Origin of the sequence: Bacillus sp. VT 712 (assembly GCF_001614195.1) — a bacterium.
GTDB lineage: Bacteria > Bacillota > Bacilli > Bacillales > Bacillaceae_H > Priestia > Priestia flexa.
Genome location: NZ_LWBK01000030.1, coordinates 23,428 through 35,951 on the forward strand (window position 1 = coordinate 23,428; position 12,524 = coordinate 35,951).

Sequence of the window (12,524 nt, forward strand, 5' to 3'; positions counted from 1 at the left end):
TTCTCATCTTACCTACAATTCTTTCTTTCCAAAACGAGCTTAAGCTTGATTTCCATCTAAGACCTGAGGCTTAGTACAGAAAAAAGCACACAAAAAAAGCTCTTCATGATATGAAGAGCTGGTGCGAATATATTTGGTTAACAACTAATGTCGACTGCTGTTCAATAGCGTTCTGTAAGCCATGTTTTGTTCCTTTGTACTACAAGCGGCTAGCTACCTCGTACTCCGGTGGTAATTATCTATCTACAAAATGCGTGCATTTTGTCCTTCCCTCTGTTCAATTCCTTTGGGAAAGTTCCCCTACCATTATTTGGGTTTCTCGCTCGTGGGGTTTACCTCGTTCCACTCTCATTATTTCTAATGAGACTTCGTCACTGTGGCACTTTCAGAGTATTCAAACCATATCCTAAGACTTAGGCTTTTTCCCCGCCGTTAGCAGTTACGCTACCCTAGCTTATGACTTCACTAGGCACGAACACTACAAGCATCTCAGCCTGTGCGAGCATGGACTTTCCTCTACATCTTCAAAGAGATGCAGCAATTACCCAAACGCTATTGATTACGACCTTTCTAATTATAATAAAAATAGGAGTTAATTGCAACTCCTATTTTTATTCTTCATCATTCGTATAGCTTGCTACCAAATACATGCTTTTCAAGATTAGACAAACGTTTTAAAATATCAAAGTTTGTCGTACCAGCCTGCTGCTGTGCTGGTGGCGGCGTATAAGACGGTGCCGTTGTAGATTGTGGACGTTTTGATAACTCTTCCACTTGCTTTTTTAAGCGTAAATTTTCTGCCTGTAGTAACTCGATTTCTTCATGAAACGCTTCATAATCTTTAATAATGGAGTCTAAATATTTATCGACTTCCTCTTGATTATAGCCTCTCATTCCTGTTTTGAACTCTTTTTCCAAAATTTCTTTTGCTGTTAAACGAATTTTATCAGCTAACATTTCAATCACCTCGAATACAATAAACCTCTTGTTTATTATAAACCATTTTTTCAGAAATAGCTCAACTTGTCAATTTATCTTGCAAAATGTTTTTCAATATTGTTTAAAAAGATGAAAACTTCTCCTCTTCAACTATATCTTGTAAATCATAGGATGTAATGGTGATAATCGGGTATTCACTCTTTTCAGCCTTATCTTGGGCTACTTTTAGCATAAATTTTGGGCTACCCTCATGCTCTTCATCATATACAAGGCAAATCCCATCGCTTTTTTCAATTAAAAATTGATTTTTCAAGCGGAACTGATTAGGACTTTCATACTTCTTTTTTGTAATGCTATCCACAAAATCAGCTTGGCTCACGATAAATTCATAAAGTTCTTTATTCGCTTCGTTCCACTTCTCTTCCTGATCTAAAAAAGGGGTTAATACACCAAGCTGTAGCTGGGGGTATTCCAGCTGCAGGTCAAATATCACTTCAGCAGCCCACAATTCTACACCGAGCTGGCCACTGATTAGGACCCATTCAAGCCCTTCTTCAATGAGCGGTACTAAACGCTTCATTACTGCTTTTTTTATGTATGAAATACCAGGGTGCTGATCATTAAAAATCCCTAATTCAAATGGTTTATACCCTGAAATTGTCAGCACTTTCATCGTGTAAGCACTCCTTTAAATATAAGAATAGGAACTGAAATATTCAGCTCCTATCAATTGATTTATTTCTTATTAAAATCTTCTTTTTGCACCTGGATATCCTGGCATCATGCCGTTTTCCATCGCTCCTGCTACTTGATTGCCTTGACCTGGCATCATACCTGGCATCATACCTGGCATTTGAGCACCAGCCACTTGGTTGGGCATTCCTGGAGACATTGCCCCACCTACTTGTGTAGGACATTGTTGTGCACCACCAAAGAACTGTTGGCTTGTTTGTTGATTTACAACAGATTGTGTTTGTGGAAAATAGTGTACATGTTTAAAATTCGTTTGATTCACTAGCGTGTTATGGCTTGGGTGAATATGAGGTACAACTACCTCCTGATTGTTAAACTGTATACAACATTTTGTTGGGTGCACGATTGGTGGCATGCACTTTACTGGTCTTGGATACATGATGTTTTCCCCTTTCACTGTTTAGTTATTACATTACTACAGTATGTGATAAGGGGTGTACATGTACTAATGTAAACACCTATTTTCTAAAACTACATCAAAGAAAAGTACGTGTTTTTCATGCTACTAAAAATAATTACCGTCAAACAAATAATTGCGAAAAATGATACCAAAATGACATTTTTCATATTACTTCTCTCCATCTCACCAAAGTTCTATATTTTTGATATAAATTGCTAAAACAGCAATACAATGTCTTATTTTATCAACGACTGAAAAATAGAACAATATTTAAAATAGAGAAAACTAAAATTTAACAATTTGGAATTTTCAGTAATAAATTAACAATCATTATAAGTGAGATGTATACATTTTATCTTTATATCTAACCCGATTAATCCGCTTGTATAGAGCTTCTAGTTTATCATTTTCAATGAACGTTTGACTTTCTTCCGTCAGCTGTAAGGCTTTTTCTGCATAAAATACCCCACGCTCATAGTTTTTAAACTTATGTTCATATAATTTAGCAAGCTCAACGGCTGCTTCAGTTTGAAGAAGTATTGGCGCGTTGGAAACAACATATAAAAACAGCTCTTCTGCCTTTTTAAATTGCTTGTTACGCTTATGCTCAAAAGCAATAGCTCGGATCGCTTGATACTCTTCATCACTTTTTGCATTAGCCACATCTTCATACAATGCTAACGCCTCTTGTTTTTCACCGAGCTGTTCGTACCAACGAGCGACTTCAAATTTCTCTTTCAACGTAGCTTTATGCTCAGAGAGAAGTTGCTTTGACAGGTGAATATAGAGCGTAATTAAAGAGAGGATATCTGATTCATTATGATCCATTACTTCAAATAACCCTTGAGGATTTTTGCTTTCTATGAAATCAAAATAAATCATTGGTGCTAAAAACCCTGGGACATCATTAACACGTTCAACCCCCAGCACCTCTTTTTCAACATTTGCAAGCTTAACAGAATCCATTTTATGTTTCCAAAGCCTTCTTGAAGCGTGTAGTAAATCAAAATGCCCAAACTTAGGAAGTTTCGGTAAATGGTCTCTTAATAACGTGTGTCTTGTTTTTACATGAGGCCAATCAAAAGACTTTCCGTTATAAGTGACGAGCGTTGTATAATCAACGGCTTTTAAAAAGCTTTCGTAAAACGCAACTTCACCGCTTGGCTCGGTTAACACATGCTGCCTAAATATCACTTCATCTTCTATCACCTGTGCATAGCCCAGTAAAAAGATAGTCGTTCCTGTTCCCGTACTCAACCCCGTCGTTTCTGTATCGAAGAAAAACAAATCCGACATTTTATGCCCTTTTGCAGAAAGTGGATGTGATAGCGGAGACTTATTCCATGCTTCTATCACTTTCTGTAGTTCTGAAAATGCATAATGTCCGTGACGATAGCCAATTGGATAGCGCACTTCACGAATCATGCAGTAGTTATCCTCGCTAAAATAAGGCTTAGCAAATTTTTCATTCCACTGCTGTTCATAGGCTATTCGTTGATGATTAACCGGTTCACTTTTTAAAACAGGCACTTTCTCTTCCACATGCAAATGCTTTTTCATTCGATTAAGCTTATTTTTCAACGACATTTCTTGCACCTACCTTGCTAATAATAGCTGAAGCAGTGAGAGCGCATCCTGTTTAGCATGTTCACCTTGCCCCTCTAATCCAATACAGGATGGACAGCCGCTTTCACAATGACAAGTAGCAATAAGCTGCTGCGCTTCTTCTAACACTTCTTTCATTTGTTCGTATACTTTATCACTCAGTCCAATTCCACCAGGGTATCGATCATATAAAAAGATGGTTGGCTCTTCATTATGAACGGCTTTCACTTGCGGAACAACATGTAAATCAGAAGGGTCACACATCACCATTAACGGTGCAATTGACTGAATGGTAGTAGCAACTGATAATAGAGCCTGTTCTAATCGTTCTTCTGACTCTTGGAATACTTCTTTTGAAAAACTAAGCCAAACTGCATTGGTATGCAGCTCTTCCTCAGGCAAATGAATTGGACCTGACCCAATGTTTTCATGCGTCTCAAATTTAATCTTCTTAAAAATAGTAGCCATCGCGCTTACCATTACATCTCCGTACCCCATCGTATAAGAAGGTGCTTTCGTTTCTTTATCGGCTTCCAATACTTTTAAGTTAACGGCTAAATTGGCGTCTGTAAAATAATCAGCGGTGACTTCACGTACGTATGCTTTTTTTTCATCCCAATCTAAATACTCAACTTGATATTGAATACCTTGATGTAAATAAATAGCTTCATCATGTAAAAGCGTCATGGCACTGAAACGGTCCATCTCTCCGATGACCTTTACGTTGGCGACGTCTGACTGATCAATAATAACGACATTTTCTTGTGAAGCAGATCTCAAACTGATATTGTGAGCTGGAAATGAATCGTTCATCCAATACCACTTATCACCGCTTAGGTGAATCACGCGCTCTTCTCCTAAAAACTCCAATACATCTTCAATATCCACACCGTCAAACGTTTCTCCTTGCTTAAAGGGCAGTTCATAGGAGGCACACTTTAAATGATCCACTAAGATCACTAAGTTATCAGGATTAATGCGTGCCCTTTCAGGGTTACGACTGAAGAAATATTCAGGGTTTTGAATCATATATTGATCCAGCGGGCTCGAACTAGCAACCATCACAATAACGGCTTCTCCGTGTCTGCGCCCTGCACGTCCAGCTTGTTGCCAAGCACTTGCAACTGTTCCAGGATAACCTGTCATCACACATACTTGCAGCTGCCCAATATCTACTCCAAGCTCTAGTGCATTTGTGCTGACGACCCCATAAATTTCTCCTCTACGCAGTCCCTTTTCAATTTCACGTCTCTGCTTAGGTAAGTATCCCCCCCGGTACCCTTGAATCGATTTACCTTTCAGCTGATTTTTTACAAGTTCTTGTAAATACGTTAAGATAATTTCAACCCGAACGCGACTTCGAGCAAAAACGATTGTTTGGATTTTATTCTTCAAAAACTCTCCTGCGATGTTACGAACCTCCAGCGTAGCGCTTCTCCTAATATTTAGTGGCTTATTTACGACGGGTGGGTTGTAAAAGATAAAATGTTTTTTTCCACTCGGTGCTCCGTTATTATCGACAAGCTCCACCTGCTCTCCTAAAAGATGCTCTGCAAGCTCTTTTGGATTGGCAATTGTAGCGGACGTACATATAAACACTGGGTTACTGCCATAATAGCGGCATATTCGCTTCAAGCGTCGAATAACGTTTGCTACGTGGCTTCCGAATACGCCTCGATACGTATGAAGCTCATCAATAACGATATACTTTAAATTCTCAAACAACGATACCCATTTTGTATGATGAGGCAAAATAGCAGAGTGAAGCATATCAGGATTTGTAATGACAACATGACCCGCTTTGCGCACCTTTTGACGAATATTAGCTGGCGTGTCTCCATCGTATGTGTAGCTGTTAATTGAAACGTCCATTTCTTCAATCAGTTCATTTAGCTCCGTCTTTTGGTCTTGTGCAAGAGCTTTTGTTGGAAACAAATATAGCGCACGGGACTGCTCATTTTCCATGATACTTTGAAGGACAGGAAGGTTGTAACAAAGCGTCTTTCCTGAAGCAGTAGGCGTAACGGCAACTACATTTTTCTTCTCATACGCATATGTAAAAGCTGTAGCTTGATGCGTATAAAGCGATAGAATTCCTCTCTTCTCTAATCCCGCACGTATTTTCTCATGAATTTGTGAAGGAAAAGGACTTGTTTTTGCTTCTTTTTCTTCAATTGTATGCCAATGAACGATGTTGGATTTAAACTGTTCATTCGTTTGCAACACGTTCATTACTTCTTGTAAATTTTTACGTATTTTCATCTTCATCACCTAGCTTTATTTTAACGAATTTAAGGCTTGTTTCAAATCATTAGTTTTTGTATGTTTTTTCAAAAAAGGGACATCGTAACAACTAGGAGGTGGACAACATGGGAAATCCTTATTTATGTCCAAGCTGTAAAACAAACCGAACGCGCTTTAATATCATTGAGCAAAAAGCTACGGCAGTCAAATTAGATCCTCGCTCTGGTGACGTTGTAACAGAATATACCAATGATTCACTAGATGCTTTCCATGCGCCATACCGTGGCCCAGAACGCCGCATTCAGTGCGCAGCATGTGGTTTAATTGAAGATGAATATACATTTGTAAAACACGCTGAAAGCAAGCAACTATCATAAAAAATACCGCCATAGAGGAATGGCGGTATTTTATTACTTTTATAAAACTGCTTCAATAGCCTTTTTTATTTCCATAGACGGACGCTCGCACGCAAAATCTTTACATACATAAATGGTCGACTCACCTCTTTGGTCATAGCTCTCTAGGAAATCAGCATGTGGCATCAGTTCGTTTTTATTCCCAACCAACCATACAACTTCTGGTATAAATGACGTCTTCAAAAGCTGTATTTCTTCTACTTTACCTTTAGTTAACACAACCATTTCTTTTATCCCGATTGCTTGTTCAAGCCGCGCTTGTAAAAACTGCGTATGGCTACTGGCTTGCATTCGAATAAGTGAATAAAACGTTCGCTCCATCTTTTCAACCATTTGTAATAACTTTTCGTTTCCTGTTCGGTGACCTAAACGTAAAAGCTGGCAAACGGCGACGCTATTACCGGATGGGAGAGCACCATCGTACACTTCTTTTTCACGCACAAGCAGTTGCTCTGCATCACTTCCAGTAAAGAAAAACCCGCCTTTGTCTTCATCCCAAAATAATGAAGTCATATTCTCTGCAAGTGCTTTCGCCTTCGTAAGATAATCTACTTTGAGTGTCGCGTCGTAAAGATCGTTATAAGCCCATAATAAAAACGCATAGTCATCAATTAAACCTTTTTCCTTTACTTCTCCTTCACGATAGCGAACCATTAAGCGCTCCGTCTCGTACATATTTTCGTGGATAAAAAGCGCAGCCTGCTCAGCTAGCTCTGTAAATGTTTCATTTTGCAATGTCCGACCCGCTTTTGCTAATGCGCTTATAATCAAGCCATTCCAAGATGTTAAAATCTTATCATCAACGTGAGGGTATATGCGTTTTTGACGCTCTTTTAACAGTTTTTCATTGCATTTTTTTAGCTTAGTTTCCGTTTCTTCAACGGATTGTTTACTGCGCTTGGCTAGCTCTTCTATTTCCGTTGGAATTAAATGAAGGTGGTTCTTGCTTTCAAAATTCCCTTCTTCCGTAATGCTATATGCACTGCAGACAAACTCGGCTTCCTCTTCAGTGAAAAGGTTTGTTATTTCTTCTTTTGACCATACGTAATAGGTTCCTTCTGCTCCTTCTGAGTCAGCGTCAATCGCTGAATAGAATGCACCCGTTTGACTATCTCTCATTTCACGAATTAAAAATGTGATACTCTCTTCAATTATTTCACGATAGCGCTGTTTCTTCGTCATTTGATATGCTTCAATATAAGCATGTAGCAACAGCCCTTGGTCATAGAGCATTTTTTCAAAGTGCGGAATCATCCATTGTTGATCTGTTGAATACCTCGCAAACCCACCACCAATTTGATCATAGAGACCGCTTGAGGCTAACGAATCAAGCGTTTTTTCAACCATTAACAGCGCCGTATCATTATTGGTTAATCGATGATATCGAAGCAAAAATGTCAGCGTATGCGGCATTGGAAATTTCGGTGATTGCCCAAATCCTCCATACACTGGATCAAATTGACCAACGAGCTGCTGAAATGCTTGATGAAGGGTAGCTTCATCAATTGTGCTGTCTGAAGGAATATGTACAGAAGCTTTTAAACCTTTTACAACCTGCTCTCCTACCTTTTCAACAAAGGACCGCTCATGCAGAAACTTTTCAGCGAGCTGTGGTAGCGCATCCATCATACCTGGTCTATTATAAGCGCTATTCTTTGGGAAATAGGTACCCGCATAAAACGGTTTTTGGTCAGGTGTTAAAAAGACGTTTAAAGGCCAACCTCCGTGATTGGTCATCATTTGGCATACGCGCATGTAAATGGAATCGATATCTGGTCGCTCTTCGCGGTCTACTTTAATTGCAATAAAGTGTCTATTTAATAAATCTGCGACTTCTTCATCTTCAAAGCTTTCTTTTTCCATCACGTGGCACCAATGACATGTTCTTTAGAATAACCAACTAGCTATACCCAATAGATACGAAAACAGGTTTGTTTTCACGTTTTGCTATTTCAAAAGCTTCTTCTCCCCAAGGGTACCAGTGCACTGGATTATAAGCGTGTTGGAGAAGATATGGAGACTTCTCAGCAATTAATCTATTGGGCTTCTTATTAGTTGTCATTTGGGCATCACCTCCTATCGATAAATACTTTTTAATTATCTTTTAATGTACCATAAAAAGCACTTAAATACTAAAACGTATTAGTTTGGGAAAAGATTTTTTTCTAAGGATATATATCCCATAAAGTAAATGTTTTAGTGTAAACTTATACTTAACAAGGATTTCTTTAGGGGGTAAAAGATTGGAAAAGTATACAATTCGAGAACTAGCAGTTAAGTGCGGTTATCCACCAACAACAGTAAGGGGTTGGGCTACATTATTTGATGAATTTATACCATCTATTAAGCGAGACGGTATAGTTTATTATAATCAAGATTCGATTGAAGTTATACATTATATAAAGAGACTACGAGACAGAAAACTAAGAAAGAATGTTATATTAAATTTCTTAAATGAAAATACACAACCATTAGGTGAAAAAGAGATAGACACCAAACTAGGAAGATATCTCAAAAAACATTTCATAGATAAAACAAATAAGTTACCTACCCCACGTGAATTTACTATTCCATATTTAAAAGTATTAAGTGATAAAAATATTCATCATGTATCAGAAATTAATGAATCGCTAGCTGATTATTTTAATATAGAAGATGATTACCGTAACGCACTTTTAAATGAAGGAGATTCAAGGTTTAAAAGTCGGGCACGTTATGCACGAAGAGAATTACAAGTAGCAGGCTTAGTTGAACAATTGGAATCAAATACATATCGTATTACCGAATTAGGTCTAAAAGTGTATCAACAATTTCCTTATGCAGCAAGTATGCCTCTAATAAGTAGATTTATTAAAGAACAAATCGGTGAAAATAATGATGAAACTGATTCAGTATCAGAGATATTTGAAGAATCGCATGAAGATATGGAAAACGAAAATACACCTATTGAAGTTATGGATGAACAATTTAAGAGGGTTAATAATTTACTATCATTAGAAATTCTAGAACAAGTTAAAAACGTAAGTCCTCAACGCTTTGAAGAGATAGTTCTAGACTTACTATTAGCCATGGGTTATGGAGGTTCCCTAGGAAGCGGATATACTACTGACTATGTTAAAGATGAAGGTGTAGATGCAGTAATAAAAGAGGATAAATTAGGTTTAGACACTATTTATGTTCAAGCTAAACGTTGGAAAAACACAGTTGGACGCCCAGAAATACAAGCCTTTACAGGAAGTTTAGAAGGAAAGAAATCTAGAAAAGGCGTCTTTATAACAACTTCTCGCTTCACTAAAGATGCTTATGAGTTTGTAAGACATATTGAAAAAAAAATTATTTTAATTGATGGTGAATTGCTTGGTAGATACATGCTTGAACATAGTGTCGGTGTATCACAAGATAGAAAATATATTGTTAAAAAGATAGACTCAGATTATTTTAGAGTTGAAGAATAAGGAAGCTTGTAAAAGACGTATAAATGATGTACGTCTTTTTAAAATTACATTCTTCACATAATAAGTTTCATTACCCCAAACTTATAAAATAGTCATAAAATTTATCTAAACCCTTTTTCATCCAAAACAATGGCTGCCTCCCCCATATGCCCCCTACCTCTTAATTTTTATAATTGTTTTTTAGCCCTAATTAAAGTACTCTTGCTAATCCCTGTCATTTCCTCTACTTGTTTGTAGGAATTACTCTCTAGAAGCTTTAATGCATGTTCTATCTGCTTTTTTGTAAACTTCTTTGGCCTTCCTTCTCGAAAGTCTTCTCGCTGCTTAGCTATAGCTTTACCTTCCTGTGTACGTTCTACAATTAAATTTCTTTCCATCTCTGCCACGGCTAATAATGTTGTGAGAAAGAAACGTCCCATAGTCGTATCCTCTAATAATCCTACGTTCAAGACGTGGACTCTAACACCTTTAGCAAATAAACTCTTTACTATCTCTATACCTTCTACAGTGTTTCTAGCTAACCTATCTAACTTAGTCACCACTAAAGTATCGCCTTCACTTAATACAGCTAATAATTTTGTGAATTCCGGCCTAGCTGCCTTAGTTCCAGTAAATTTCTCATAATAAATTTCATTACACTCTTCCTTTTTTAAGGCCTGTAATTGAACTTCTAAATCCTGTGAGACTGTACTTACCCTTGCATATCCATATTTCATTAACTATTTCTCCTTCATTTATGAAACTAAGTTATGACACCTCTCAATACCTTGATAATATAACGTTGCTAAAACAGTGTCAATACTATTAAGTTATGACACCAACCAATAAAAAAAAGAGTTACCTCTATTTGATGAGATAACTATAAATTAGTTGGAAGATAAAAGTGGTTATGACTATGCCTACAACAGTTTCATACAGTCAATGTCAGTAAGCGACGTTTGATTAAGTGGCCGTTTCATAGTTAAACTATACAATTAGCACACCTTTATTATCTTCCATTAAGAATAAATGTACTTAGCATTTTCTTTGTTTATCCTAGCAACATTAACTAAATATTAAAATTTTTCTCTCTACTTAATGCCAGCCTTTCCATACACGCTGATTATATCTTTTTATCCTTTTAGCCCGCCATATTCGATTCTCTTTTGACATTCCCATTGTTAACTCATTATCATTATACCAAGCAGAATTGCTACTTTTCTTTCTTTTGTATTTAGTTTGTTTTTTCTTCTTTTTACTTTGGATATTCTCAGACATTTTCATCACCTCATAGTTTTTTTTACAATTTCACTATAAGGTTCTAATCCAGAAGCTTACAACCACTTTATTGCACTTTTTATTATTGATAAATTTTAACAACATCTTTAGGTGACATCATTTTTAAGCTTCAACGCAATATTATTAATTTTTGTTTTAACAACCTCAATACTTTTTTTAACTTCAGCAAATCTACTATCTATTTGGTCAAGTCTACTATCTATTTGGTCAAGTCTACTATTTATTTCGTCAAACCTATTATCTATTTGGTCAAACCTTTGATTCATTCTGCTAATCCCTTGTTGAAACAGATTTTTTAATTCTTCTAATTCAGTATGGTTCATTTACTCACCTCATTTATATAATTTTCTACAGCTATTCATTATGCATAACAGTAAATTTATTAATAGGCATGTATGCCTTTGGAGTATTCTTCTCAATAGTTATAAAGCCAATGATACTAGGCTATTATGTCATGTTTACCCATGCCCAGCAGCTTATCATTTTAGCTTTTTATTAGTAATTTATATATTAAGTTTCTAAAAGAACTGGTACGTAGAAAATGTAGGATATTTATATCCATACAGTTTCTAGTACTAGGCGGGTTAAAGGGCAGCCGCCCTTTTACTATATCAACTGTTAAGCACTTTTCATACTACTCTTTTTAAGGCTAACGCCTTGAAACCCTTGATAAATCAAGGTTTCCCCACATACTAAGAACTTTTTTATTCTGAAATTTATTCTGTCTGTTTTTACTATAAAACTCGTTATTGGCATGAAAGCATTAGTAAAGGAGACAGGTATATTGGAAAACAAAATTAAAATAGTTGACTCAATAATGGGTAGCGGTAAAACTTCTTGGGCTATTCAATATATGAATGAAGCAGATGGCAATCAAAAATTTATATATATTACACCCTTCTTATCTGAGGTACAGCGGATTAAATCAGCAGTTAAAAATCATGTGTTTTATGAACCGGTAAACAAAGGAAAAGGTAAATTAGATAGCCTAAAGAAGTTAATTTTAAATGAAAAAAATATAGTAAGTACGCACGCATTATTTCAAACAGCAGATGATGAAATGATGGAATTAATAAGGGCTAGTAACTACACACTAATTTTAGATGAAGTTATGAGTGTGGTAGAAGAATATCCGTTAAATAATGATGATTTTAAATTGCTAATAGATAATGAAATGATATATATACCTGAATTATTCATAGCTAACTAAAATCATTTCGTTTTTCAACTTTTGATCACGATGGTTTAAATTTTCGTGAATTTCAAATGGATGAATAGGTGAAGGAGTCTGGTTGATGCTTAAAAAATGGGGATTCACCTGTTTTTGGGCAGACTGATCCCTTGGTGCGGGTTCGATTTTTTAAAAAGGTGATTTAGTTGAGGGAAAGCTGCTGTACCTGGGTCAGTACGTCCGAAAAGAAGTGCGCATAGACG

General features: G+C 36.6%; 13 protein-coding genes and 1 other RNA gene. 3 read left to right on the forward strand and 11 right to left on the reverse strand.

Going from position 1 to position 12,524, the window contains the following annotated elements:
- Window positions 1-170: 170 nt before the first annotated feature.
- The 6 genes from rnpB to A2U94_RS14405 all read right to left on the reverse strand — a co-directional run bounded on the left by rnpB (window position 171) and on the right by A2U94_RS14405 (window position 5,959).
- Window positions 171-553: RNase P RNA component class B (gene rnpB / locus A2U94_RS14380), an RNA gene on the reverse strand.
- Between the two features lie 68 nt (window positions 554-621).
- Window positions 622-957 (reverse strand): cell division regulator GpsB, encoded by a 336-nt coding sequence (gene gpsB, locus A2U94_RS14385; protein WP_025909364.1) that lies wholly within the window; start codon window positions 955-957, stop codon window positions 622-624.
- A gap of 103 nt (window positions 958-1,060) precedes the next feature.
- Window positions 1,061-1,612 (reverse strand): SLOG family protein, encoded by a 552-nt coding sequence (locus A2U94_RS14390; RefSeq protein ID WP_025909363.1) that lies wholly within the window; start codon window positions 1,610-1,612, stop codon window positions 1,061-1,063.
- Between the two features lie 72 nt (window positions 1,613-1,684).
- Window positions 1,685-2,071 (reverse strand): spore coat protein, encoded by a 387-nt coding sequence (locus A2U94_RS14395; RefSeq protein WP_025909362.1) that lies wholly within the window; start codon window positions 2,069-2,071, stop codon window positions 1,685-1,687.
- Window positions 2,072-2,422: 351 nt separating this feature from the next.
- Window positions 2,423-3,679, reverse strand: a complete 1,257-nt coding sequence (locus tag A2U94_RS14400; protein ID WP_025909361.1) for a ribonuclease H-like domain-containing protein — start codon at window positions 3,677-3,679, stop codon at window positions 2,423-2,425.
- A gap of 9 nt (window positions 3,680-3,688) precedes the next feature.
- Window positions 3,689-5,959: a DEAD/DEAH box helicase gene (locus A2U94_RS14405; RefSeq protein ID WP_025909360.1), complete on the reverse strand. Its 2,271-nt coding sequence runs from the start codon at window positions 5,957-5,959 to the stop codon at window positions 3,689-3,691.
- Window positions 5,960-6,066: 107 nt separating this feature from the next.
- Between A2U94_RS14405 and A2U94_RS14410 the strand changes: the two genes are divergently transcribed.
- A complete protein-coding gene (locus A2U94_RS14410) occupies window positions 6,067-6,318 on the forward strand; it encodes a hypothetical protein (protein ID WP_025909359.1) in 252 nt (83 codons plus the stop codon).
- Window positions 6,319-6,357: 39 nt separating this feature from the next.
- On the opposite strand, the gene A2U94_RS14415 is transcribed toward A2U94_RS14410, so the two are convergent.
- Both A2U94_RS14415 and A2U94_RS22150 read right to left on the reverse strand, forming a co-directional pair.
- Entirely contained in the window at window positions 6,358-8,220 is a 1,863-nt protein-coding gene (locus A2U94_RS14415; protein ID WP_025909358.1) for a thioredoxin domain-containing protein, read from the reverse strand.
- A 37-nt stretch (window positions 8,221-8,257) separates the two neighbouring features.
- Entirely contained in the window at window positions 8,258-8,419 is a 162-nt protein-coding gene (locus A2U94_RS22150) for a DUF255 domain-containing protein (protein ID WP_082823073.1), read from the reverse strand.
- A gap of 181 nt (window positions 8,420-8,600) precedes the next feature.
- Between A2U94_RS22150 and A2U94_RS14420 the strand changes: the two genes are divergently transcribed.
- Window positions 8,601-9,812, forward strand: coding sequence for a restriction endonuclease (locus A2U94_RS14420; RefSeq protein WP_082823074.1), 1,212 nt, complete (start codon window positions 8,601-8,603; stop codon window positions 9,810-9,812).
- A gap of 167 nt (window positions 9,813-9,979) precedes the next feature.
- Here the strand turns inward: A2U94_RS14420 and A2U94_RS14425 are convergent, their stop codons facing one another.
- The 3 genes from A2U94_RS14425 to A2U94_RS14435 all read right to left on the reverse strand — a co-directional run bounded on the left by A2U94_RS14425 (window position 9,980) and on the right by A2U94_RS14435 (window position 11,413).
- Window positions 9,980-10,528, reverse strand: coding sequence for a recombinase family protein (locus A2U94_RS14425; RefSeq protein ID WP_062954648.1), 549 nt, complete (start codon window positions 10,526-10,528; stop codon window positions 9,980-9,982).
- 358 nt (window positions 10,529-10,886) lie between these two features.
- Window positions 10,887-11,069: a hypothetical protein gene (locus A2U94_RS14430; protein WP_062954649.1), complete on the reverse strand. Its 183-nt coding sequence runs from the start codon at window positions 11,067-11,069 to the stop codon at window positions 10,887-10,889.
- A 107-nt stretch (window positions 11,070-11,176) separates the two neighbouring features.
- The gene (locus A2U94_RS14435; protein WP_062954650.1) at window positions 11,177-11,413 is read right to left on the reverse strand and encodes a hypothetical protein; all 237 of its coding nucleotides are present in this window, start codon (window positions 11,411-11,413) and stop codon (window positions 11,177-11,179) included.
- Window positions 11,414-11,874: 461 nt separating this feature from the next.
- On the opposite strand from A2U94_RS14435, the gene A2U94_RS14440 reads away from it, so the two are divergent.
- The gene (locus A2U94_RS14440; protein WP_062954651.1) at window positions 11,875-12,300 is read left to right on the forward strand and encodes a hypothetical protein; all 426 of its coding nucleotides are present in this window, start codon (window positions 11,875-11,877) and stop codon (window positions 12,298-12,300) included.
- The last annotated feature ends 224 nt before the right edge of the window (window positions 12,301-12,524 follow it).

Bases quoted from the DNA above. Each gene is read 5' to 3' on its own strand.
- gpsB (WP_025909364.1), bottom strand. From the start codon at position 957: ATGTTAGCTGATAAAATTCGTTTAACAGCAAAAGAAATTTTGGAAAAA.
- A2U94_RS14390 (WP_025909363.1), bottom strand. From the start codon at position 1,612: ATGAAAGTGCTGACAATTTCAGGGTATAAACCATTTGAATTAGGGATT.
- A2U94_RS14395 (WP_025909362.1), bottom strand. From the start codon at position 2,071: ATGTATCCAAGACCAGTAAAGTGCATGCCACCAATCGTGCACCCAACA.
- A2U94_RS14400 (WP_025909361.1), bottom strand. From the start codon at position 3,679: ATGTCGTTGAAAAATAAGCTTAATCGAATGAAAAAGCATTTGCATGTG.
- A2U94_RS14405 (WP_025909360.1), bottom strand. From the start codon at position 5,959: ATGAAAATACGTAAAAATTTACAAGAAGTAATGAACGTGTTGCAAACG.
- A2U94_RS14410 (WP_025909359.1), top strand. From the start codon at position 6,067: ATGGGAAATCCTTATTTATGTCCAAGCTGTAAAACAAACCGAACGCGC.
- A2U94_RS14415 (WP_025909358.1), bottom strand. From the start codon at position 8,220: ATGGAAAAAGAAAGCTTTGAAGATGAAGAAGTCGCAGATTTATTAAAT.
- A2U94_RS22150 (WP_082823073.1), bottom strand. From the start codon at position 8,419: ATGACAACTAATAAGAAGCCCAATAGATTAATTGCTGAGAAGTCTCCA.
- A2U94_RS14425 (WP_062954648.1), bottom strand. From the start codon at position 10,528: ATGAAATATGGATATGCAAGGGTAAGTACAGTCTCACAGGATTTAGAA.
- A2U94_RS14430 (WP_062954649.1), bottom strand. From the start codon at position 11,069: ATGTCTGAGAATATCCAAAGTAAAAAGAAGAAAAAACAAACTAAATAC.
- A2U94_RS14435 (WP_062954650.1), bottom strand. From the start codon at position 11,413: ATGAACCATACTGAATTAGAAGAATTAAAAAATCTGTTTCAACAAGGG.